At 36.6% G+C, this 22,349-nt stretch carries 23 protein-coding genes and 1 riboswitch; of the genes, 10 read left to right on the forward strand and 13 right to left on the reverse strand.

Annotation, left to right across the window (positions count from 1 at the left end; translation table 11 throughout):
- On the forward strand, nt 1–99 hold the full coding sequence (locus LDK52_RS12125) for an IS3 family transposase (RefSeq protein ID WP_407081806.1): 99 nt from the start codon (nt 1–3) through the stop codon (nt 97–99).
- A 53-nt stretch (nt 100–152) separates the two neighbouring features.
- Here the strand turns inward: LDK52_RS12125 and LDK52_RS12130 are convergent, their stop codons facing one another.
- Both LDK52_RS12130 and LDK52_RS12135 read right to left on the reverse strand, forming a co-directional pair.
- On the reverse strand, nt 153–1,121 hold the full coding sequence (locus LDK52_RS12130; protein ID WP_277586215.1) for a YihY/virulence factor BrkB family protein: 969 nt from the start codon (nt 1,119–1,121) through the stop codon (nt 153–155).
- Nucleotides 1,122–1,147: 26 nt separating this feature from the next.
- Nucleotides 1,148–1,531 (reverse strand): YtxH domain-containing protein, encoded by a 384-nt coding sequence (locus LDK52_RS12135; RefSeq protein ID WP_277586216.1) that lies wholly within the window; start codon nt 1,529–1,531, stop codon nt 1,148–1,150.
- Nucleotides 1,532–1,729: 198 nt separating this feature from the next.
- On the opposite strand from LDK52_RS12135, the gene LDK52_RS12140 reads away from it, so the two are divergent.
- Both LDK52_RS12140 and LDK52_RS12145 read left to right on the forward strand, forming a co-directional pair.
- On the forward strand, nt 1,730–3,088 hold the full coding sequence (locus LDK52_RS12140; protein ID WP_277586217.1) for an alanine/glycine:cation symporter family protein: 1,359 nt from the start codon (nt 1,730–1,732) through the stop codon (nt 3,086–3,088).
- 67 nt (nt 3,089–3,155) lie between these two features.
- On the forward strand, nt 3,156–3,377 hold the full coding sequence (locus LDK52_RS12145; protein ID WP_277586218.1) for a DUF1128 domain-containing protein: 222 nt from the start codon (nt 3,156–3,158) through the stop codon (nt 3,375–3,377).
- Between the two features lie 907 nt (nt 3,378–4,284).
- Here the strand turns inward: LDK52_RS12145 and LDK52_RS12150 are convergent.
- The 4 genes from LDK52_RS12150 to motA all read right to left on the reverse strand — a co-directional run bounded on the left by LDK52_RS12150 (nt 4,285) and on the right by motA (nt 7,958).
- Nucleotides 4,285–5,196, reverse strand: coding sequence for a pseudouridine-5'-phosphate glycosidase (locus tag LDK52_RS12150; protein ID WP_277586219.1), 912 nt, complete (start codon nt 5,194–5,196; stop codon nt 4,285–4,287).
- The gene (locus LDK52_RS12155; RefSeq protein ID WP_277586220.1) at nt 5,193–6,293 is read right to left on the reverse strand and encodes a carbohydrate kinase; all 1,101 of its coding nucleotides are present in this window, start codon (nt 6,291–6,293) and stop codon (nt 5,193–5,195) included. Before LDK52_RS12155 ends, LDK52_RS12150 begins: the two co-directional genes overlap by 4 nt.
- A gap of 104 nt (nt 6,294–6,397) precedes the next feature.
- Nucleotides 6,398–7,171 (reverse strand): flagellar motor protein MotB, encoded by a 774-nt coding sequence (motB, locus tag LDK52_RS12160; RefSeq protein WP_277586221.1) that lies wholly within the window; start codon nt 7,169–7,171, stop codon nt 6,398–6,400.
- Nucleotides 7,155–7,958: a flagellar motor stator protein MotA gene (gene motA / locus LDK52_RS12165; protein ID WP_277586222.1), complete on the reverse strand. Its 804-nt coding sequence runs from the start codon at nt 7,956–7,958 to the stop codon at nt 7,155–7,157. The genes motB and motA overlap by 17 nt, the downstream gene beginning before the upstream one ends.
- A gap of 186 nt (nt 7,959–8,144) precedes the next feature.
- Here motA and LDK52_RS12170 point away from each other — a divergent pair, with 186 nt between their 5' ends.
- The 4 genes from LDK52_RS12170 to LDK52_RS12185 all read left to right on the forward strand — a co-directional run bounded on the left by LDK52_RS12170 (nt 8,145) and on the right by LDK52_RS12185 (nt 12,306).
- Nucleotides 8,145–9,377: an aminopeptidase gene (locus tag LDK52_RS12170; RefSeq protein WP_277586223.1), complete on the forward strand. Its 1,233-nt coding sequence runs from the start codon at nt 8,145–8,147 to the stop codon at nt 9,375–9,377.
- An 89-nt stretch (nt 9,378–9,466) separates the two neighbouring features.
- The gene (locus LDK52_RS12175) at nt 9,467–9,601 is read left to right on the forward strand and encodes a hypothetical protein (protein ID WP_277586224.1); all 135 of its coding nucleotides are present in this window, start codon (nt 9,467–9,469) and stop codon (nt 9,599–9,601) included.
- A 254-nt stretch (nt 9,602–9,855) separates the two neighbouring features.
- Complete coding sequence (gene mreBH / locus LDK52_RS12180; protein WP_277586225.1) at nt 9,856–10,863, forward strand: rod-share determining protein MreBH; 1,008 nt, start codon at nt 9,856–9,858, stop codon at nt 10,861–10,863.
- An 873-nt stretch (nt 10,864–11,736) separates the two neighbouring features.
- On the forward strand, nt 11,737–12,306 hold the full coding sequence (locus LDK52_RS12185; protein ID WP_277586226.1) for a beta-class carbonic anhydrase: 570 nt from the start codon (nt 11,737–11,739) through the stop codon (nt 12,304–12,306).
- Between the two features lie 98 nt (nt 12,307–12,404).
- Here LDK52_RS12185 and LDK52_RS12190 read toward each other — a convergent pair whose 3' ends face one another.
- Complete coding sequence (locus LDK52_RS12190) at nt 12,405–12,950, reverse strand: GNAT family N-acetyltransferase (RefSeq protein WP_277586227.1); 546 nt, start codon at nt 12,948–12,950, stop codon at nt 12,405–12,407.
- A gap of 6 nt (nt 12,951–12,956) precedes the next feature.
- Nucleotides 12,957–14,759 carry a M3 family oligoendopeptidase gene (locus LDK52_RS12195; protein ID WP_277586228.1) on the reverse strand — a complete coding sequence of 601 codons (1,803 nt, stop codon included), beginning with the start codon at nt 14,757–14,759 and terminating at the stop codon, nt 12,957–12,959.
- A 156-nt stretch (nt 14,760–14,915) separates the two neighbouring features.
- On the opposite strand from LDK52_RS12195, the gene LDK52_RS12200 reads away from it, so the two are divergent.
- Nucleotides 14,916–15,644: a tryptophan-rich sensory protein gene (locus LDK52_RS12200; RefSeq protein ID WP_277586229.1), complete on the forward strand. Its 729-nt coding sequence runs from the start codon at nt 14,916–14,918 to the stop codon at nt 15,642–15,644.
- A 17-nt stretch (nt 15,645–15,661) separates the two neighbouring features.
- On the opposite strand, the gene map is transcribed toward LDK52_RS12200, so the two are convergent.
- Together map and thiT are read right to left on the reverse strand one after the other, a co-directional pair.
- Entirely contained in the window at nt 15,662–16,411 is a 750-nt protein-coding gene (map, locus tag LDK52_RS12205) for a type I methionyl aminopeptidase (RefSeq protein ID WP_277586230.1), read from the reverse strand.
- Between the two features lie 47 nt (nt 16,412–16,458).
- Nucleotides 16,459–17,040, reverse strand: coding sequence for an energy-coupled thiamine transporter ThiT (gene thiT / locus LDK52_RS12210; RefSeq protein ID WP_277586231.1), 582 nt, complete (start codon nt 17,038–17,040; stop codon nt 16,459–16,461).
- A gap of 62 nt (nt 17,041–17,102) precedes the next feature.
- Nucleotides 17,103–17,194, reverse strand: a riboswitch (TPP riboswitch).
- Nucleotides 17,195–17,300: 106 nt separating this feature from the next.
- On the opposite strand from thiT, the gene LDK52_RS12215 reads away from it, so the two are divergent.
- Both LDK52_RS12215 and LDK52_RS12220 read left to right on the forward strand, forming a co-directional pair.
- Nucleotides 17,301–18,365, forward strand: coding sequence for a M20 family metallopeptidase (locus LDK52_RS12215; RefSeq protein WP_277586232.1), 1,065 nt, complete (start codon nt 17,301–17,303; stop codon nt 18,363–18,365).
- Between the two features lie 65 nt (nt 18,366–18,430).
- Nucleotides 18,431–18,763 carry a magnetosome magnetite crystal formation protein family gene (locus tag LDK52_RS12220; RefSeq protein ID WP_277586233.1) on the forward strand — a complete coding sequence of 111 codons (333 nt, stop codon included), beginning with the start codon at nt 18,431–18,433 and terminating at the stop codon, nt 18,761–18,763.
- Nucleotides 18,764–19,078: 315 nt separating this feature from the next.
- On the opposite strand, the gene LDK52_RS12230 is transcribed toward LDK52_RS12220, so the two are convergent.
- The 3 genes from LDK52_RS12230 to LDK52_RS12240 are packed head-to-tail and all read right to left on the reverse strand — an operon-like array spanning nt 19,079 to nt 22,344.
- Nucleotides 19,079–19,939: an SGNH/GDSL hydrolase family protein gene (locus LDK52_RS12230; RefSeq protein ID WP_277586363.1), complete on the reverse strand. Its 861-nt coding sequence runs from the start codon at nt 19,937–19,939 to the stop codon at nt 19,079–19,081.
- Nucleotides 19,940–19,960: 21 nt separating this feature from the next.
- Nucleotides 19,961–21,190 (reverse strand): aminopeptidase, encoded by a 1,230-nt coding sequence (locus LDK52_RS12235; RefSeq protein ID WP_277586235.1) that lies wholly within the window; start codon nt 21,188–21,190, stop codon nt 19,961–19,963.
- Between the two features lie 2 nt (nt 21,191–21,192).
- A complete protein-coding gene (locus LDK52_RS12240; protein WP_277586236.1) occupies nt 21,193–22,344 on the reverse strand; it encodes a DEAD/DEAH box helicase in 1,152 nt (383 codons plus the stop codon).
- Between the last annotated feature and the right edge of the window lie 5 nt (nt 22,345–22,349).

Here is a 22,349-nt window from a genome sequence, read left to right on the forward strand (position 1 = left end):
ATAGGAAATTATATAGATTATTACAACTCAGAACGAAAGCAATGGGATTTAAAAAAGATGGCTCCGGAAGCATACCGAAACCATCTCATCGCAGTCTAAACTACAAACTCTCTTTTTATTAAGTTGTCTACTTTATAGGGCTCAGTTCACAGTTAAATGCGTCCTTCTGTTTCTTTTTTTTGTAATGCTATTTTACGTTCCTGCATTACTGCATTTATTTGACCGCCAACTAACAAAATATTTCCCGATATATATAACCATAACATTAAGACGATAATTCCTCCGATACTTCCATACGTGGAAGTATAGTTAGAGAAGTTACTAACATAGAAAGAGAATCCTAAGGATACAAGAAGCCAACCAATTGCTGCAAAAGCAGCTCCTGGTAGTACACTTCTTAAGAATAGTTTCGTATTCGGAACAATCCAGTATAAGGCGATTAATATGATAAACATGATCAACGGACTAATCGTCCATCTTAAATTACTCCAAAGCTTCAAAAAGCTTTCTTCAAATCCAAAGTATGAGAAGAGAATTGTTCCAATTTGCTGACCGAAGACTGGTAATACTAGTGCTACCAAAAATAACATAATCATTAGTAATGTAAAGACAATAGATAAAAACCTGACGATGAAATATGGTCTAGTTTCTTCGAGTTCATATGAACGGTTTAACGACTTTACTATTGCATTCATCCCATTAGAAGCAGACCAAATTGTACCAATAATCCCGATAGATAGTAACCCACCGTTCCTATTTACAAAAACCTCAGATAATGTATCCTCTATAAGAATATATACATCCTGTGGAGCATAGTTTTCCAAGAGACGGAAGACTTGTGCCTCGTCTATGTTTAAATATGGTAACAAGGTTATGATAAAAATTAATAATGGAAATAGAGATAGCAAGAAGAAATAGGCTAATTGAGCTGCAAACCCTGGAATATCCGTTTTCTGAATATGTAATATTAAATGATTAATGTAACCTGACCATGTCGTTAGATCATGTTGCACTTCTTTCTTCTCTTTTTTCTCTGTATTTAGGAATTTGAGTTTCTCATACCAACTGTTGCTTGAGGATGAAGTATTATTATTTTCTTTTTTATCATTGAATTCTTTCACTCCATCCCCTCCTTCTAGAACAGTAATTACTTTTTTGGTTCAAAAATACTTTTTTCTTCCTTTTCTGGAACTACTATTGATTTGTACTCCTCTTTTGATTGAGAGAAGGCGTCTTTTGTATCTGTTAATAAGGTTTTAACTTGAGGGGTGATTTCCTTTGCCTCATTCACTTTTTCAGTTAAATACATTGCATCCGAAGAAAATTGATCATAGATAGACTTCCATTTTGTTACTTGTTGTTGCATATTCGTTTTTAATTCTTCCCGGTTTTTATTGTAATATTGAATTTCATTTCGCATGTATCTTGTTTTGTTCATAACAGAATCTCTTGTTTTTCTATCGAGCATCGTTAAAGCTCCACCAACAACTGCACCACATATAATTCCTTTTACAAATTTATTTTCACTCATCCAAATTACCTCCAAGTTTAACTATATAGATGCTTTAATTATACCCTCACAAAAATATAATCAAACAAAAATTTTAGTTATATTAAAAATTGTCTTGACTAACTCTAATATTTCGTGAATATTGTAATTAAGGAGAATAGTTTGAAAGGTTCATAAATTATATGTTGTAAACAGACAAAAAGACCGGGGGTAATGTTTTTGGAAAAATTGAATGAGTTTTTAGGTTCGGTATCATCTTTTTTATGGGGCATCCCACTTCTTGTATTAATAGTAGGTACCGGTATTTATTTGACAGTGCGTTTAGGAGTTTTACAATTACGCTTGTTACCTGCTGCGTTAAAGCAAGTTTTCTCCAAAAATCATGATAAGTCTGCAGAAGGAGATATTTCACAGTTTCAAGCTTTGACGACAGCATTAGCTGCAACAGTTGGTACTGGTAATATTGTTGGGGTTGCTACTGCGGTAGTTTTAGGTGGTCCTGGTGCAGTATTTTGGATGTGGGTTTCTGCATTCTTCGGAATGGCGACAAAGTATGGGGAAGCGGTACTAGCTGTTAAATATCGTGTGAAAGATGCTAATGGTGAAATGGCCGGCGGACCTATGTATTACTTAGAGCATGGTTTAAAACAAAAGTGGTTAGCTGTTTTATTTGCAATTTTTGGAGCTATTGCAGCATTTGGAATCGGTAACGGTACGCAATCCAATTCCGTTGCTGGAGTAGTTAACGCAACATTTGGGATTGAAAATTGGATTACTGGGATTGTATTAACTGTTTTTGCTGCTTTAGTTATTTTAGGTGGTATTAAATCCATTGGTAAGGTTACGGCAATCTTTGTGCCTGTAATGGCGATTTTCTATGTAGCTGCTGGATTAGTTGTCATGGTTATGAATGTTACGGCGATTCCCGAAGCATTTGCTACGATTTTCAAGATGGCATTTTCAGGTGAAGCGGCTGCAGGTGGTGCTATCGGTGCTGCAATTAGGTATGGTGTTGCGCGTGGGGTATTCTCCAATGAGGCTGGTTTAGGTTCTGCTCCAATTGCTGCTGCTGCAGCAAAAACAGATCTTGCAGGTCGACAAGGGCTTATCTCGATGACTCAGGTGTTCTTTGATACATTTATCATTTGTTCCATTACTGGTGTTACGATTGTAATGTCTGGAATATATACTGATAAAAGTTTAGCTGCAAATGAACTTACAACAGGAGCATTCGGTCACTTCTTAGGTGATCTTGGACCTATTGTAGTAGCAATTGGATTGATATTCTTTGCTTCATCTACGATTATTGGTTGGGCTTATTACGGGGAAAAGTGTTTCCAGTATTTATTCAAAAATCCTTCCCTACTAATTGTTTATCGTATTGCATTTGTATTAATGGTATTTGTTGGATCAGTTATTTCGCTAGATTTAATCTGGACTTTCTCTGATATTACCAATGCACTAATGGCCATTCCTAACTTAATCGGTCTTCTCGGACTTTCTGGTGTAATTATTTATGAAACGAAGAAAATTCAAGAGAAGCTAAAAGAAGAAAAAGAGGCTGGAAAATCTATTTAGTGTTTGACATTGTGGGCGTTGCATGAAATGATTAATTCTATTGTATGAAAGGCAGGTTACAAAACGGATGAATCTATCACAACCCTCAGCAGAAAATGTAACATATATGGTTGAAACAATTAAAGAAAAACTTCGTATGGTCAACGTAGACGCAATGAAAGCAGAAAGTTTTAACGCAACTCAGTATGAAGATCTTGTTTATCTATACGAAATGGTGAAAAAACGAGATACTTTCAGTCCAAGTGAAATGCAAGCAATTGCATCAGAACTAGGAAACTTAAGAAAATAAACATTGTGGTTGGTCCTGAATAAACTCAGGATCAACTTTTTTATTAAAAGAAAATAATTAAAAATGTATCTTGTGCACTAGGTTCATGGAACTTGAAAGAATAAATAATACTACTGATTTCCGTTTCAGGCGAACGCTTTCCACGGGCGTTGCCTCAGCCTCCTCGCTACGCTGCGGGGTCTTCGCCTAACGCTGTTCCCGCTGGAGTCGCCACCTTGCACTCCAATCAATTAAGTGAGTGGTACTCAACTTTAAGATATTGCATAGTCTAACGCTTTGATGATAAGAGTAGTCACTGTTCATATTGTTATTAATCCATCTGTTGTATTAGGGATACTACTCTTTAAGGACGGATGAAAAAGGTAAGATTTCTTTAAAAATAGTGGAAATAAAGAGAAATAGTAAGTGTTCACTAAATAAAGAAGCGAGATAGCGAACGAAATTGTATCTTCGAGAGCTTCCTCTATTAATAACGAAGTATCTTTTCTCTAGTTATCCAAAAATGCACTTACCTGTTTCTTAGAGTTGAAAGAGGGCGACGGATAGAAATTCTCCATAAAATTACCGGGGAAAAAGGGATGTTGGTTGGTTGTGACGAGCGTCAACCAACCAACATCCCTAAAAATTCACTCGGTAATCATATAGCAAAACGTCTGTCCAAAGCCCTTCGAAAACGATAGAAACAAGTTTTTATCTAAATGAGCTGGGCATCTCTTTTGTCCGATCTTTCTTATTACCTGGGTCAATTTCATAAATACGTAAATAGTAGTAATTCCGAATAAAGTTTATTACAACTGGATTACCACTTACTTGCCGAAAGGTTTCTTTTCCATTTCTAACGTATATGTTAATCTAAAAAAAGCTAACTATTGTCATCTTACTGACAATAGTTAGCTTTTACTTACTTTTATAGATTATTTAATTCTACTGCAATTTTAGATCCAACTCGAGCGTTATTATAAACAAGTTCGATATTAGCCTCTAAAGATTTACCTTCTGTTAGTTCTTTTACTTTTCCTAGCAAGAATGGAGTTACGTCTTTTCCTTTAATGCCATTATCTTCAGCTTCTTGTAGAGCAGTTTGGATAATCGTATTAATATAAGAGTCTTCCATTGAATGCTCTGCAGGAATAGGATTTGCAATTACTGCTCCCCCGTTTAACCCCAGATCCCATTTAGCTTTCAGCATTTCTGCCACTTCTTTTTCATTGTTTAAACGGAAGTTTGCACTGAATTCACTTGTCGTTGTATAAAATGCTGGGAATGCATCTGTTTGGTAGCCAACTACAGGAACGCCCTTCGTTTCTAGGTATTCTAGTGTTAAACCAATATCTAAAATAGATTTTGCACCAGCACATACTACTGCAACATTTGTATTAGCTAGTTCTTCTAAGTCTGCTGAAATGTCCATAGTTGTTTCTGCGCCTCTATGCACACCACCAATTCCACCTGTAACAAATAGCTTAATGCCTGCCATTTCTGCACAAATCATTGTTGTTGCTACTGTAGTTGCACCAATTTCTTTTGAAGATACCACGTACGCAAGATCTCTTCTTGAAGTTTTTCTTGCATCTTTACTAGTTCCTAGCGTTTCTAATTCTTCATCAGATAAACCAATTTTAATCTTTCCGTCCATAATAGCAATAGTCGCTGGAACAGCACCATTATCACGTACAATTTGTTCTACTTTTCTAGCTGTTTCGACATTCTGTGGGTATGGCATACCATGAGAGATAATCGTCGATTCTAACGCAACGATAGCCTTTCCTTCTTGCATACCTTTTGCTACTTCTTCTGAATAAGTGATATATTGTTTCATTTTTTAATTTCCTCCATCTCATTAGTTAAATTATTTCGGGAAAGCTCTGTACGTACCGTATCGCTTGAGCGAATAGTTTTACTTGCATTCATCATTCCTGTTTGTATGGTGAATGGGATTTCCTCTCCATTCAACCAGGCATATAAAGTAGCGGAAACAAATGCATCTCCGGCACCCGTTACATCAATTACATCATCCACTTGTATTGCTGGAAAATAGGACGTTTCCATGTCACTACCTGCGTACATGATACCCTCACTACCCCAGGTTATTATGACATGGGAAATACCCTTTTGAACAAATAGTTTTGTTGCCTTTTCCCACGATTCTTCATCCTCAATACTTATGCCCAAATACGTTTCTGCTTCATCTCTATTGGCGATTAACCATTCAATCCCCTCTAATGATTCAGGCATTCGGTCCATTTTCGGGGAAGATACAGGTATTAACGCCAGTGGTACATTATACCCTTTCGAAACAGTTCGGATATATTCAATGACTTCTTTGGAGCAATTCATATCTATAATGATGAGCTGAGCATTCGTTAAATGAGCTTCATGTTTTTTTATATAATCTACAGTCAACTGTTCATAAATATCCATATTTGCTAAAGCAAGAAGCATTTCTCCGTTCGAATCTAGCACCGCTGAGTAAGTTCCTGTTGTGTAATTTGGTAATTTTTCAATAGAAAATAAATTCATCCAATTACTAGAGCTTTTTTCTATCGCTTCATACTCCATATCTTTGCCAACAACTGATAACAGGCGCACTGCATGTCCTAATCTACCTAAGTTTTCTGCTATATTTCTTGCAACCCCTCCTACACTTTGTAAGCTTGATGTAGGATTAGATGTACCCATTTGGAGCTTATTGTTCAACGTATATTTTCTATCTACATTCGCCCCACCAATGCAAATAATTTCTTTATTCTCGGGTAAAATATAAGCTCTCCCAGTGATATTTCCATTTTTAATTAATTGGGAAATAATATTAGCAACAGCTGGTCTAGACATCTTTAGTTCATTTGCTATTTCCATTTGGGATGCATATGGATTTTCACGCAAGTACTTTAAAATGTTTACTTCTTTTGTATTCATTTTGTGTCCACCTCCCTCTCGTTTCAAACTTTTGTTTTAATTATAAACTTTTGTTTTTGAAAGTCAAATAAAAACTGACAATCTTATGATTGTCAGTTTTATAATTATTCTGGTTGATCGTTTAAAGTACCGTCTTCCAAAACAAGAGGTTGAATAAGTACCTCAACTCTTCTATTTTTGGCACGATCTGCTGGAGTATCATTGGAGACTACAGGTCGAAATTCTCCATAACCTTTTGCACTAAAGTATAGTGGATCTATCGTATTACTTCCTACTAATATTTTCAGGAAGTTTACTGAACGCATAACGCTTAACTCCCAGTTAGAGGAATACTCATTACTGGATATTGGGATATTATCAGTATGACCTGTGATTACAACATGTCGTGGGGGATCAAACACTAGTAAATCAGCGATATCTTCTGCTATCTGACGATATTCCCCTTTGACATCTGCTTCACCAGTATCAAATAATATACTATCTCTAATTGTAACCAGCAAGCCTTCATCGGTTAGTTTTGTAACGAATTGTTTTTCAAGTGCATTTACTGCGATATATTCATCTACACTGTCTTGAATTTCAGCCAAAGCTTGCTGATCTTCCATATAGGCAGTGCTCTCACCATCTTCACCCTGACCTGAATCATTAGGAGCATCTGGCACCTCAATAGGAGATGGCTGTTCAAAAATACCAGTTCCACCATTTAGGACTTGGTTGAAGGCTTCCGACATTTGTTCCAATTTTTGTTGATCTACAGAACTTGTAGCAAACAAAACGATAAACAAGGCTAACAATAACGTTAAAACATCAGAATAAGGAAGTAACCATGCCTCACTTACTTCTTCTTCATGCTTATGTTTCTTATGCTTCTTTGCCAAGGCCAGCCTCCCCGCTTTCATTTAATACTTTTTTACGTTCTGACATGGATAAATAGGAAGCCAGTTTTTGTTCAATAACTCGCGGGGCATCTCCTTCTAATACAGAAAGAATTCCTTCAAGCATCATCGTCTTCTGTCTGATTTCTAGCTTAGATTTACGTTTTAGTTTATTTGCAAATGGATGCCATAAAACATATCCAGTGAATATACCTAATAGAGTAGCTACAAAGGCAGCCGAGATAGCATGAGCTAATCTATCAATATCACTCATATCGCTTAAGGCAGCAATCAGACCAACTACTGCACCAAGTACACCCAAAGTCGGTGCATATGTACCTGCCTGAGTGAAAATTTGAGCTCCTCCTGAATGCCTTTCCTCAAGTGCATCTACTTCTTCTGTTAAAACATCTCGAATATAATCAGCATTTTGACCATCAATAGCCAATGTAAGACCATTTTTTAGAAATGGATCTTCTACCTCTGTTGTTTTACTTTCAAGTGCCAATAATCCTTCTCGTCTTGCTAAATCTGCCCAGCTTGAGAACATTTTAATTACTTCTACATCTTCTACTAGTTTTGTTTCTTTGAAAATAACTCCAAAAAGCTTTGGTATTCTTTTTAATTCGACCGTCGGAAACCCAATAACTACTGTAGCTATAGTACCGAATATGATTATTAAGATTGCTGCAGGATTTAATAATGCACTCAGGGTTACACCTTTTAAAACCATCCCAACTAATAATGATACAAAACCTATTATTAAACCAAAAACTGTAGACTTATCCATTTAACTTCCCCCACATTCTATTTCTTTACTTTATTTCGGCTAAATTAAACTTTTTTTAATAAATTTCGACAGAATGTTTATATAAAGTTTCCGAATTATGAACGAAATAAAACCTTTTCGACTAATTATTGATAACAGAAGTTCAAAACTGATATTATGGAGATAATATAGAAAGGAAGTATCCATATGACATCTTTTAATACGAAATTAGAAAACTATGCTTCGCTTGTTGTAGAAGTAGGAGTTAATATTCAACCTGGACAAAATTTATTTATCGCAGCTTCCACTGATAGCGTGGAATTAGTTCGTTTGATTACAAAAAAAGCTTACATAGCTGGAGCAAAACAAGTATTCGTTGATCTTACTGATGATCAAATCACGCGCTTACGCTACGAGCTTGCACCTAGTGATTCATTTGATTTCTTCCCTTCTTGGAAAGCGCAAGAAAAAGAATTGTTAGCTGAAGGTGGCGCTGCATTTATAAGCGTTATTAGCCAAAACCCTGACCTTTTAAAAGGTATAGACTCTTCTAGAATCTCCGCTTTCCAAAAGGCAGCTGGTCAAGCTCTAAGTAAATATCGCCAGTATGCACAATCTGATAAAATTAGTTGGTCAGTAATTGCATCCCCATCTACAGAATGGGCTAAAAAGGTATTCCCTAAATTACCAGAGAACGAGCAAGTGCCTGCATTATGGGAGGCAATTTTCCAAGCAGTTCGAGCTGATGTTACAAACCCAACCGAGGCATGGATAGAACATGATAACCTGTTACACAAAAAGGTAGATTATTTAAACGACAAAAATTATCAAAAACTTCATTATACAGCTCCGGGAACTGACTTAACGATCGAATTACCAAAAGGTCATTTATGGTGTGGAGCTGGCAGTACAAATGAAAAAGGATATTCTTTCATGGCTAATTTGCCAACTGAGGAAGTCTTTACTGTTCCATTAAAAACAGGTGTTAACGGTTATGTAGCAAGCACTAAGCCATTAAGCTACGGTGGCAATATTATTGATAACTTCACAATTACATTTGAAAATGGTCGCATTGTAAAAGTCGAGGCTGAACAAGGGAAAGAAGTACTAGAAAACTTAGTGGCAACGGACGAAGGTTCTCATTATCTAGGTGAAGTAGCACTTGTACCACATGACTCACCAATTTCTAACTCGAATCTATTATTTTACAACACATTATTTGACGAAAATGCTTCTAATCACTTAGCAATCGGTAGTGCATATGCTTTCTGTATAGAAGGTGGCAAGAAAATGAGTCGAGAAGAACTAGCAGAAAATGGCTTAAACGAAAGCATTACTCATGTAGATTTCATGATAGGTTCAGAGAAAATGGCTATCGACGGTATTAAAGAAGATGGAACATCAGAGCCAATATTCCGTAATGGGAACTGGGCGTTTTAATTTATAACTGGATTTCTATATATTTCTAGTTACTATTCTTTCATTTTTGCGTTATAATAAATATAAGAAAACTAGTGAGGTGTTATAGAATGGCTTTATTCATAGTTACAGTACTTGGTTTTTCTGCAATATTAGGAATCGTAGGATTTGTAATTTTACATTACTTTGCAAAAGGTATGAATACAAAAGATGCTTCTACAATAGATTCAAAACCTATTCAATAACTTTACAAAACAACCGTCAAGTAATCTGACGGTTGTTTTTTTATGTTATCTTATCTCTTTTTCTTTTCAAATTGATTACAGGACTATTACACATAGATGACAAACCATTACTATTCATTCATTTTTTATCTTTAATTCACATCTAAGGACCTAAAAACTCCTGAAATATATGTAAAATACCATAATGTTACAAATGGCAAGTCTCAATTTATCCCTTATACTTATACAGTATGATTGGAATAGGAGGAAGACCAATGTTTTCAAACTCACATATTGGAATAGATTTAGGTACAGCAAATACGTTAGTTTACACAAAAAGCAAAGGCTTATTAATAGATGAACCTACAGTAGTAGCAGTTAATACGAAAACTCGTGAAATCGTAGCTTTCGGAGAAGAAGCAAAAAAAATGATCGGTAAAACACCAACTTCTATTGAGATAATTCGTCCTTTAAAGGATGGGGTAATTGCCGATTTTGATATTACAACACAATTATTGAAACTGATTATGCAAAAAGCGTCAAAAAAACTTGGTACTTCGTTAAGAAAACCGACTGTAGTTGTGAGTACTCCATCTGGTGCAACCTCTGTAGAACGAAGAGCTATACAAGATGCAGTTAGACAAAGTGGAGCAAAAGAAGTTCAATTGATGGAAGAGCCCGTTGCTGCAGCAATTGGTGCTGGCCTTCCAGTCAACGAGCCAGTAGCTAGTATGATTGTGGATATTGGTGGCGGCACTACTGAAGTGGGGATTATTTCTTTCGGTGGAGTAGTAGCATCTAATACAGTTAAGGCCGCTGGGGATCGTATGGATGATGCAATTATTCACTTTGTTCGAAAAGAGTATAATGTCATAATTGGCGAACCTACTGCTGAGATTATTAAGATGACTATTGGACATGCTCTAGTGCCGCATGCAGTTGAACAAATGCAAGTTACGGGACGAGATGTAGTGAGTGGTTTTCCTAAGACTATTAATTTATCATCTACTCAGATTCAAGGTGTTCTAACTGAATCATTGGAAACTATTTTAGAGGCAATCCGCGCGACACTAGAAACTTGCCCTCCAGAACTTGCGGGAGATATTGTCGACCACGGAGTTATATTAACAGGTGGTGGGGCATTATTAAAAGATATTGCCGAATGGTTAACCCAGGTCATCGAAGTACCAGTTCATATTGCTCCAGAGCCATTACAGTCTGTTGCTATCGGAACTGGAAAGGCTTTATTACTAACAGATCGAAAACAAAAACTAGCAAGATAAGATAGAAATTACCTCTAGGAGTAAAACTTGTATTATATTATTTCTCAGAGCTAAATCTATCTCGAATAAAAAATCTCCAAATAAAAAGCAAAAGAGTTGTTCACTACGATGAACAACCTTATTGCTTTTTTTATAAATAACAAGAATATAGACTATAGGTACCATCTTCAAAAAGATGTTGATGAAAATGTAATCTATCCATATAGTTCCTTTCTACAAGGATGTGCGCTTGCCGCATGCTACGCATGAGCCTTCAAGGATGATCGCTGTCGCTCCTTCATCCTTTATGAAGTCTCATTCTTCGCGCTCTTGCGGCTGGGAGGCACACATCCTGGAGATTGCGGGCTGATAAGGAAATTACTTTCTAATATGACAGATTATATATGTTTGCCAGTAAAACTCAATACTATTGAAGGTCGAACTTATAACAAGACTTCTCACTTATTGGGCAAGAATTAAATTCATAATCAACACTCTTCGCTAGTTGATGACCATGAAACTATCCTTAGAATTAACATCGTTATTTAAAATATGTACTCGGGTTAATTACCAAGTTAAAACCTACTCACTTATTTGATTGAAGTGAAAGGTGGCGACTCCAGCGGGAACAGCGAGAAAGTCGAGACCCCGCTGGGAGCATATAAAGGTATGAAGGCTTACAACTTAACATCGGCAACTCCATAATGACTAGCATCATGCTGACCCGAGGAGGCTCGGCCTCGCCCGCGGAAAGCGTCCACCTGAAACGAAAATCAGTAGTATTGACCCTTATTAAGTATCTAGAATTACTTTATTGGGACAATATCAAGTATAAAATAAAGCATTTCTTTTTCATTTCCTATAAAATATAATTACAACTAAAGGGGGAATATGATGCCAAGCTTAAAAGAAATTTTAAAATACAATGATTACTTTGTGGAAAATAAACTTTATGAACCATTTTTAACTACGAAATTTCCAAACAAACGAATTGTCATCTTAACTTGCATGGATACAAGGTTAACAGAAATGCTTCCAAAATCCATGAATTTTAAAAATGGCGATGTGAAAATTGTGAAAAGTGCAGGTGCTGTCATCAACCATCCATTTGGTGGAATTATGCGTAGTCTTATCGTAGCTGTATATGAGCTACAAGCAGATGAGATATACGTAATTGGTCATCATGATTGTGGAATGAGTGGAATTGAAACAGATAAAATTCTAGATAAGATGATCGACCGCGGCGTAAATCCACTTGTATTAGACATTGTAAAAAATTCTGGCGTAAACATAGAAGATTGGTTAGAAGGTTTTTCAAACGTCGAGAGTAGTGTGTTACATAGTGTGGATATGATAAGAAATCATCCACTTATGCTTTCTGATATTCCAGTTCATGGACTAATTATTGACCCTGAAACTGGTCGTCTAGATTTAGTAACTGATGGTAATATTGACAAAAAGTAATTTATTTCCCGGGAAATCGACAATAGGATGAAAGAAATCCCGGCTATTCATTGTTCATGAATAGCCGGGATTTCACTTTATTAAATAGACTATTTCTCTCAACACTCGTCGGTTAAAGATGCATAGATAAAATGATCTTTCCATTTACCATTTATATAGAGCAGACTTCGTAGTAGGCCCTCTTGCATGAACCCATTTTTTTCTAAGACTTTGATGGAGCCATTATTTTGAGGAGATACATACGCTTCGATACGATTTAATTGAACATGCTCAAATCCAAATATTTTCACTAAGTGTACTGCTTCAGAAGCAATTCCTTTTCCAATATAAAATTCATCCATAGAATACCCAATAAGCCCACTTGAAAATGGCATTCTTTTAATACTGTAAAGCGACACACTGCCAATCATTCTATCTGTCAGATGCTCGAAAATACCGAAGCTATATTCTCGTTTTTCCTTCGATAAAATGAGAGATTCTCTAATTTTCTCCCGTTGCACAGAAGTCGTATAATAATCGTCTGGATGTAACGGTTCATATACGGACCAATACATCTTATTACGATAGGTTAGATCCGCTAGGGCTGGTGCATCTTTTGTATTTAATGTTCGTAAATAACATGTATCTCCTTCTAGATAAATCAAACACCTTCACCCTTTTGCATTAGTTAATTGGATAAACTCGTTGACATCTTGAATACACAGGTCAATACCTTTTTTCCAAAATGCTTCCTGAGTAATGTCTTCATTTAAATGCTTCAATGCTAAATCTTCTACGGACATCACTGCAGTGTCTTGCAATAAAGAAATATACTTCTCTTCAAAGTTTGCACCTTCACTTATAGCTTTTGCATAAATACTTAAAGAGAATAAGTAACCAAATGTATACGGGAAGTTGTAAAATGGCACTTCCGTTATATAGAAATGCAGTTTAGACGCCCAAAAATGTGGATGAGTTGTGTCTAATGCATCACCGTAAGCTTCCTGCTGAGCTGCCTCCATTAAATCATTTAATCGAGCCGCAGAAACGATGCTGTTTTTACGTTCCTCGTAAAATCTCGTTTCAAATAAGAACCTAGCATGGATATTCATAAAAAACGCTACACTACGTTGGATTTTATCTTCAAGTAGAGCAATTTTTTCATCATCCGTTTTTGCTTCTTTTACAGCTGCGTCTGCTACAATCATTTCTGCAAATGTGGAAGCTGTTTCGGCAACACCCATTGCATATTGACGATTCATCCAATGTACCGGTCTTAAAGCATATGAATGGAAGGCATGACCTAATTCATGTGCAAGAGTAGAAACATTGGACATTGATCCACTATATGTCATGAAAATGCGTGATTCCTCTGATACAGGCATACCTGTACAAAATCCTCCAGGACGTTTGTTTGGACGATCCTCTGCTTCAATCCAGCCTTTTTCAAACGCATTTCTTGAAAATGATTCTAGTTTTGGTCCAAATTCTTTAAAATGCTTTAAGATAAACTCTGCACCTTGTTGATAATCCATTTTCTCTGTGGATGTACTTACTGGTGCATCTAAGTCATACCAATGCATTTGTTTTTCGCCTAGCATCGCCGACTTTTTGTTTAAGTATTCTACGAATGGTGCTTTGTTTTTCGATATAGCACCCCACATTGCATCTAGTGTTTTTTCACTCATGCGATTAATGTGAAGGGGCTCCTCTAAAACAGAATTCCACCCTCTTTTTTCGTAAATTGCAAGACGGAAGCCCGCAATATGATTCAGTGTTTTCGCAAAGAACTCTTCTTTATCGGTCCATGCAGCTTCTAGCGCATCAAATGATTCTTTTCGAATTGAAGCATCCTCATGGGAACTAAGATTATTCGCTTGACCAACCGACATTTCTTTTTCTTCACCTTCTATAGTCAGTTTAATGCGAATATCACCAACTAGTAAATCATAAAGCTGTCCCCATGAATGATAGCCATCTACTCCAAGTGTCGTAATCATGTCTTCTTCTTTTTCAGAAAGCATTCTCTTTGCTTCATCTCGCCATTCATTTAATACAAATGCAAATGGAGAAAGTTCAGCTGTTTGAAGTAGCCCCTCCCACACTGTTTCCTTCGTTTTGCTAAGAACTTGTTGAATGGTTAGCATTTGGGAAGAGAGCTTAGCATATAACGATCCTACCTCTCCCTGTAATAATGCAGCCTGCTTATCCGTTGTATCCTGTGCTAAAAAACAGCCAATTACTGCTCCACCTTCTGATAAACTGGTCGCAATATCTTTTAATTCATAAATTGTTTGCTCGATACTTGAGACCTCAGCTATGGATGACGGAGATTCAAAGGTTTTCAGTTTAGTTTCAAAGTTACTTAGCTTTTCTTTTACTCCATCTAAATGATTTCTTAGAGTTGGCGAGCTACTACCACCTTCAAAAAAGCGATCTAGATCCCAGACAATCGGATAAGTTTGTTCAATCATCTAAATATTCCTCCTATATAAAAAATTGTTTTAGAATTCTAGTATATCATGTTTTCTTATGCAGATTGTTTGATTTTCGTCACATAACATTCATAATTGTAATTTGTTGTTGCTATATATCAAAGGTATACTTATTAAATAGAAGGAGGCAGCTAAATGTTTAAAATAATCCTTTTACTGTTATTTTTTATATCTACTGTAATCGTTAAATTACTATCTATTTTACATCCCATAAATGATCAAACTAGTGGTGAGATATTTAATAGACTTCCCGTCTATTTTACTCCAGCATATTATGTATTTTATATTTGGATTTTTATTGTTATATCATTAGCGTGGTGGATTTGGAATATGATGAAGGATTACAAATCATCTCGTCCTATACCTACTAAACGTATTTTATTATATGGGATAGCCTCTATTTTATATATTTTGTTCATATTTAGTTGGCATTATGAGCAGTTTGGATATGCTTTTGCTACCATCTCTATCTTACTAGGCTGCTTGTTTATATTGTATTTAACCTATCCTTTAGATGATAGAAATCGAAAGAACCGTTTGCCAATTTCCTTGCTTTTAGGCTGGACATTTATCAGTTTCTTCACAAATCTATCTTATCTCCTGACGTTTTATGAATTTGGTGGATTTGGAATAACCAAATCGCTTTGGGGAGTTATTTTCCTAACCTTTGCGACAGCCATAGCTCTTCATTTTCGTTATCATTATTTCGACCGTCTCATGTCCATTGTTTTTATCTGGACTTTCATAGGAGTAGCAATTCACCATAATATTAATCAACTACTGCTAACCACAGCCTCTCTTTTTCTAAGCTGTGTCCTAATTGTAGGAATATTCTTCTTAAACAAAACGCCTTCGAAAAAGTAAATTTCGAAGGCGTTTTTTTAATCTAATTTTGTTAATAAAATAGGAGCACCTTTTGTCACAACTATCGTGTGCTCAATCTGTGCTACTAATGATTTATCAGGTGTTACAAATGTCCAACCATCACCAGATTCCACAATATGCTCTGCTTTTTCAGAAATAAACGGTTCTACTGCTAAAACCATTCCTTCTTTTAATATCGTAGGATCCCATGCATCATAATAATTCAATACATGCTGAGGAGCTTCATGTAATGATTTCCCAATACCGTGTCCAGTTAGGTTCATAATAACATGCAAGCCATTATCTTTCGCTTCTCTTGCTACAGCTTTTCCGATCTGATTTAAACGGGAACCGGCCTTAACTTTTAGCATTGCACGATCAAATGCACTAGCAGCTACAGCACATAATTTTTCCTTCTCTTCATATCCTTCACCTATAACAAAAGAAATTCCTGTATCCGCAAAATAACCATCAAGTGATCCAGAAACATCTATATTCACGATATCGCCATCTTGAATAACACGAGAACCTGGCATTCCATGAGCTACTTCCTCATTAACACTGATACAAGTGTACCCTGGAAAATCGTATTCACCCACTGGTCCAGAAATTGCACCATGCTCTTTAAATAGCTTCCCACCGATTTCATCCAGTTCTTTCGTTGTAATCCCAGGTTTCGTTGCAGCTTTCATCACATCTCGAATTTCTGCAACAATACGACCTATTTTTTTTAATGCGACTAACTCTTCGTCAGTTTTTACAATCATCTTAACAAGATCCCTTCTTCACTAAATGTGTTCTAATTATACCATATTTAGTGAGAATTCGGCAGTGCAAGGCGCGGAGCTTTAACAAATAAAATGGAACAAATGAAAGCAGCTAATAAAAATACTGGAATCATATAAGTAGAGTTATAAATTAACGAATACAAGATTGGGTTTTGATCACCAGCAAATTCACCAAAGAATAAAATACCCGATGCCACATGAGCCAAATAGCGAAGAAATGCGGCGATAAATGCGCCAATCACAACTGCTTTAATCATTTTAGCTTTATCTTTTTGTTCAAATGCTTGTATAAATGCAGGTCTTAGTAACCCAGCAAATCCTGCAACCATAAATGCGATGAAATAATCGATTGCTACCTGTGCAATAACTATTTCAAATGATAAGGGTGCAGCATAAAAACGACCTGTCACTACTTGCAATACGCCTATTAAAAATCCAGTTGCTAATCCTGCAACAATACCACGACGAAAGGCCATTAAAATAACTGGTACAAGAACGAATGTGACCGATCCACCTTGCGGCATTCCAAAGCCAATCATATCTAAAACATATCCTAATGCTGCAAAAATAGCGATTTCTACTAATATTAATACTCGTTGATTTTTCATGACAATCCCCTTTTTTGACCACAAAAAAACGACCCCGGGATAGACCCAGACATCGCGCGATTGTCAGTTTCCATCCACATCCCTACGCAAGTATTAACTTACAGGTTCGAAGGGTACTATCTCAGCCGCATAAACGGCGCCCCTTGTGGTTTGAATTATTTAGTTCGAATTCATTGTAGCTGAATAAAATAAGTATTGCAACCTCCTTTGATTGATTTGTTATACTAGTAAAAATACTATATGCATTGGGGGATATTTACATGATTGCATTATTAAAAGACTTGGTTCGTATAAAGAGTGACACACTCGAAGGTGCAAATAGCGCTTTACTACTCTGTGAGAGGTGGCTCGAGCAGCGAGGGATTGCTACTACAATCTTAAAACATGAGGAAAAACTAATGCTCGTGGCAACAATTGGAGATGGTGATGCATGTATGATTTGGAATGGCCATGTGGATGTTGTTCCAGGAAACTCTGAACAGTTCGAGCCTTTTATAGAAGGAGATTTTTTATATGGTCGTGGAGCAGCTGATATGAAAGCTGGAGTTGCTGCGATGATGCAAGCTTTTTATGAGCTCTCTAAAGAACCTGAAAATCTTACGAAAAAAATACAATTACATATTGTTACGGATGAAGAAACAGGTGGGGAGACGTCGAAGTTTTTAGTGGACCAGGGATATACCGGAGACTTTGTAATATGTGGGGAGCCTACCCATCTACAAATCGGCTTACAAGCAAAAGGCATTATTCAGTTTGATGTGAAACTCAAGGGGAAATCAAGTCACGGAAGTCGTCCATGGGAAGGTAATAATGCTATTGAGCAGGCTTTTCTCTTTGACCAACAGCTCCGCACACTTTCTTTTTTAACAGCAAGCAATGAGTTCTATGATTATCCTTCCTTAAACTTGGCGAAAATACAAGCAGGTGAACGCTATAACATTGTACCCGACGAGTGCAAAGTAGGCTATGATCTTCGTTTCGTTCCTGGACAAGATATGCAGAGTATTATTGCTGACCTTCAATCTTTGTCCGAAGAGTTTCCCAATAGTGAAATACATATTTCAACGACTGCTCCTGCAGTGACTACTGAAGCTATCAACCCATATATCGAACGTATAGCTCAAGTCACTTCACAATTTATAGGAAAGCCTGCTGTATTATTTGGCCAGCATGGAGCGGCAGACGCTCGCTTCTATGCAGAAACTGGAGCGGGTGCCATTGAGTTTGGACCAAGTGGTGGAGATTGGCATGGGGAAAAAGAATATGTATCTATTTCCTCAACGGAAGCCTATAAAAATATTTTAGTTTCATTAGTTAAGAAATAATCCATATAGCTATTTTGCCCGTTTTCACGGGTAAAATATTTTAGAAGAACAGGAGGTTGAATAGATTGGATAATCCAAAAATTTTGTCTGCACTTTCCTATTTTAGTGTGTTGTTTGCACCCTTTTTATTGCCCATTATCGTTTATTTTGTATCACAGGACTCTGACGTTAAATATCATGCCAAAAAATCATTAATATCCCATATCATTCCGGTTATTTTGTTAGTAGTTTTATTCATTAGTGTTTTTACAAGCCTTATACCTATTACGTCGGGATTTAATGAACAAACTTCGTTATGGATGGCTGCCGGACCACTCATACTTATCGCTATTTACATGCTGGTATATGTAATTGTAATGATTTGGAATATCGTTCAAGGCATTAAAGTTTTACGGTAATGTTAAAGTTTATGTATAGGCTTTTGTGGGTACATAACTATTATTATTGAAAGCCAAGGAGCGATTACGATGAATGTAAAAAACTTAGTTAAAACAGCAGTTAAATGGGCACCAATCGTTTATCCCATTATACGCAAAGTAATAAAATCAAAAAAAACCGTACGATGAAAAGCTGTTCTCCTAAATAGGAGAACAGCTTTTTTTATGCGATGAACTTTGTGCAACTTTCTTATCCTTATACGCAACATCATATGTTGTTTGAGCAACTTACAAATACCTAAGCGCAACTATCCATAAATAATGCAAAAGCCAATACTAAATAAGGGGCTTCATTTCTGTTAATGAATAGTATTTGACCATTCCTTCTGATTTTGACACTGGAGATTTCTCTTGGTCTTTATCTGCATTCAGAATTTGCTCAAAAGTAAGCGGATTAGGTGCTGGTAATTCATTTTGTGTCACTACTAATCGGTTGTTGTATTGCGAAAAGAATGCATTTGCCATTACACGATATCCTTCCATCGTTGGGTGGACATCTGCAGGATTAGGTAATAGCGTTGTGGCACCCTGACCAAACGATTCCTCTACGGACACATATGTCGCCCCATTAGCCACAGACTGCGTCTTTAAAATAGTCTGCAATCGGTCTAATTCTTTCTTAAGACCTTCCTTTTGCGATGCTCTCACATGAGGATAGGCAAAATAATAACCCATTACATAAATTTTTGCTTGTGGAGCTATTGCCTGTACCTCTTGAATGATCTGTTCTATATTTTTTCGAACGTTATTTAACGCAAAATCAGCTGTAATTTGCTTATAGGCTATGGAGCCGCTTGTTGCATCCACTTGCACAGTTTGAAGTAAATCATTGGCTCCCGCCGAAATGGTAACTAACGTAGCGTTCTTTAATAATTGCTTTGATTCATCTAACTGAACCCTTGCTAGCACATCGGCTGTAGTATAACCAGGAAACGCCAATGCTTTCGAATAATAAGCCAGTTGTCCAGTCCTAGTCAGTTTTTGCGCTATTAAGTCAGTATAGCCAGTATCTATAGCACGATTCGGTGTTTGACCGGCTGCCAAGGAATCACCGAGTGCGATATAAACTTCTGACCCCTGAGCTTCTACTGTAATCGTCCCAAATGAAACAGCTAAAATGATTAAAGCACAAAGCATTTTTTTCAAGCTAATCACTCCTTAAAAAGCCCAAGTTCCTTTTATGAATATAGGCTCCATTGTTCCGTCTGCTTGTTCTCCCATAATATCCATATCTCCGCTACCTATCATAAAATCTTCATGAACTAAGGATGTGTTAATACCTATGTTCTCTAATTCACTTTGAGTTAAACCACGAGCACCCTCTACACATGTAGGGTATGCTTCGCCAATAGCAAAATGGTTGGATGCATTTTCATCAAATAGCGTATTAAAGAATAATACATTCGAAGCGGAAATTGGTGATGCATGTGGAACTAGAGCAATCTCTCCTAAATACTTTGCTCCTTCATCTGTTTCAATTAACTCATGTAATAGCTTCTCACCAGTTGCAGCTTTAATAGAAGTAATCTTGCCATTTTCAAAATCCAAAGTAAAATCATCTATTACATTTCCTTGATAAACTAATGGCTTTGTATTTTTAACATACCCATTCACACCTGTTTTAAGTGGCGCAGTATATACTTCTTCTGTCGGCATATTCGCTATGAACGGAACGTTTTGACCATTCTTACTTGCTCCTGATAACCAAATATGTTCTTTAGGGAGTTCGACTTGAATATCAGTTCCTGCTGCTTTATAGTGCAGCTTTTTGAATCGTTTATTATTTAGAAGTGTTGCTCTACTTTCAAGGTTATCAATATGCTCTTTCCACTTTTGAACAGCTGTACCTTCACCGATACGCACAACTTGGAAAATTAGCTCCCATAGTGCTTGCATTTGTTCTTCAGGTTTCAGGTCTGGAAATACTTTAGCCGCCCACTTTTCTGAAGGCATTGCCACGATTGACCATGTAATAACATCATTCATCACTGCTTTACGATAGTTCTCTAACGCTTTACCACTTGCCTTTTGGAATTTTGAAATACGATTAATGGATACACCTTCTAATAGGTCAGGGTTATCCGCATCAATCCATAATAGTGCGCCTTTATTTTCGATTAGCTCATCACGTTGCAGAGCAGCCCATTTCGGGAATTCATCAAACGCTTCATCTGGAGCTAAATCATAAAATGCACGTGCGTTTACTTCATCTGTATAATTTACGTCTACGCGTTTTGCACCAGCTTCATATGCTTTTTTCACTATTAATCGTGTAAATTCAATTGTGTCCGTAGTAGTATTTATAAGAAGTGGTTGATTTGGCTGTATGTTTAGTCCAACCTTGACTACTAATTCTGCATACTCTTCCAGTTTTTGTTGAAAATCCATCTCTATTTCCCCTTTTGAGTAATCGTTTTAGATGTTCCTTCGATTAACTCGCCTTTATACCATACTTTTTGAATGGGCTTTTTCGGAAGCTCTTTTGTCCATTTTTTAAAGGTCTTTTCATCGGCATAAGTTAATAATGTCATGACCTCTCCATCTGCTCCCGCACGACCTGTACGTCCTGATCGATGTAAATACTGTTCAATTGAATGTGGTACATCTACATGGATAACATGTGTAAGACCAGTAATATCCAAGCCTCTTGCTGCCACATCTGTAGCAATCAGTAAACTTACCTTACCACTTTTAAAATCATCTAGTGCTTTCTTGCGTTCGTCTTTTTTCATTTCAGAATGAAGCGATACAATCGGTGCATCTCTGTAGGAAAGTTTCGCTTCCTTCATTAATAGCTGATCTAGACTATTTACAAACGCTAGGCCCCGCATGCCTTTTAAATAAGAAATTCTACGTAATAATTCAGTTTTATCACGAGGTTCTGTCTTCACGAAACTGTGTATAACTTCCCCTTGTGAAGGCATATCCTCTGCGGAAACTTGAATTCGAACAGGATTCTTCATCATACGTTCAGCTACTAATTCTATTTCTTCCGTAATTGTTGCAGAAGTTACAATTAGTTGGCTTTCTACTGTTGCGTCTACTAAACTTTTCACAGTTGTACGATGCTCTCTGCTTAAAAGTTGGTCTCCCTCGTCTAGAACAACGATATTTATTTCATGCATTTTTAGTTTTTTAATCTTCACTAGTTCTTGTAATCTACCTGGAGTACCAACAATAATTGTCGGCTTCTTTTTAAGCACATCAATCTGTCTGTTAATATTTGCTCCACCGATTAATTGTGCAACCGAAATGTCTGTATCTTTTACCCATTCACGGAATACCTCCACAATTTGCATACCAAGTTCTTGAGAAGGAATGATTACTATTGCTTGAATTTGTTTCTTGGTAGGATCAACTTTCTGCAATATTGGGAGTACGAAAGCAAGTGTTTTTCCTGTTCCTGTTGGAGATTCTGCAACGACGTCAGAGCCATCTAGCATATGCGGGATTAGTTGGGATTGTATTGGCATTGGTGTTGCAAAATTTGCATCCTGCCATTTTTTTTGTAATGTCTCATTTAAATTAGTTATAAAAGTCAAATTTT

Source organism: Psychrobacillus antarcticus, assembly GCF_029533155.1.
Lineage (GTDB): Bacteria > Bacillota > Bacilli > Bacillales_A > Planococcaceae > Psychrobacillus > Psychrobacillus antarcticus.

Bases quoted from the DNA above. Each gene is read 5' to 3' on its own strand.
- LDK52_RS12135 (WP_277586216.1), bottom strand. From the start codon at position 1,531: ATGAGTGAAAATAAATTTGTAAAAGGAATTATATGTGGTGCAGTTGTT.
- LDK52_RS12145 (WP_277586218.1), top strand. From the start codon at position 3,156: ATGAATCTATCACAACCCTCAGCAGAAAATGTAACATATATGGTTGAA.
- LDK52_RS12150 (WP_277586219.1), bottom strand. From the start codon at position 5,196: ATGAAACAATATATCACTTATTCAGAAGAAGTAGCAAAAGGTATGCAA.
- LDK52_RS12155 (WP_277586220.1), bottom strand. From the start codon at position 6,293: ATGAATACAAAAGAAGTAAACATTTTAAAGTACTTGCGTGAAAATCCA.
- motA (WP_277586222.1), bottom strand. From the start codon at position 7,958: ATGGATAAGTCTACAGTTTTTGGTTTAATAATAGGTTTTGTATCATTA.
- LDK52_RS12170 (WP_277586223.1), top strand. From the start codon at position 8,145: ATGACATCTTTTAATACGAAATTAGAAAACTATGCTTCGCTTGTTGTA.
- LDK52_RS12175 (WP_277586224.1), top strand. From the start codon at position 9,467: ATGGCTTTATTCATAGTTACAGTACTTGGTTTTTCTGCAATATTAGGA.
- mreBH (WP_277586225.1), top strand. From the start codon at position 9,856: ATGTTTTCAAACTCACATATTGGAATAGATTTAGGTACAGCAAATACG.
- LDK52_RS12185 (WP_277586226.1), top strand. From the start codon at position 11,737: ATGCCAAGCTTAAAAGAAATTTTAAAATACAATGATTACTTTGTGGAA.
- LDK52_RS12195 (WP_277586228.1), bottom strand. From the start codon at position 14,759: ATGATTGAACAAACTTATCCGATTGTCTGGGATCTAGATCGCTTTTTT.
- LDK52_RS12200 (WP_277586229.1), top strand. From the start codon at position 14,916: ATGTTTAAAATAATCCTTTTACTGTTATTTTTTATATCTACTGTAATC.
- map (WP_277586230.1), bottom strand. From the start codon at position 16,411: ATGATTGTAAAAACTGACGAAGAGTTAGTCGCATTAAAAAAAATAGGT.
- thiT (WP_277586231.1), bottom strand. From the start codon at position 17,040: ATGAAAAATCAACGAGTATTAATATTAGTAGAAATCGCTATTTTTGCA.
- LDK52_RS12215 (WP_277586232.1), top strand. From the start codon at position 17,301: ATGATTGCATTATTAAAAGACTTGGTTCGTATAAAGAGTGACACACTC.
- LDK52_RS12230 (WP_277586363.1), bottom strand. From the start codon at position 19,939: ATGCTTTGTGCTTTAATCATTTTAGCTGTTTCATTTGGGACGATTACA.
- LDK52_RS12235 (WP_277586235.1), bottom strand. From the start codon at position 21,190: ATGGATTTTCAACAAAAACTGGAAGAGTATGCAGAATTAGTAGTCAAG.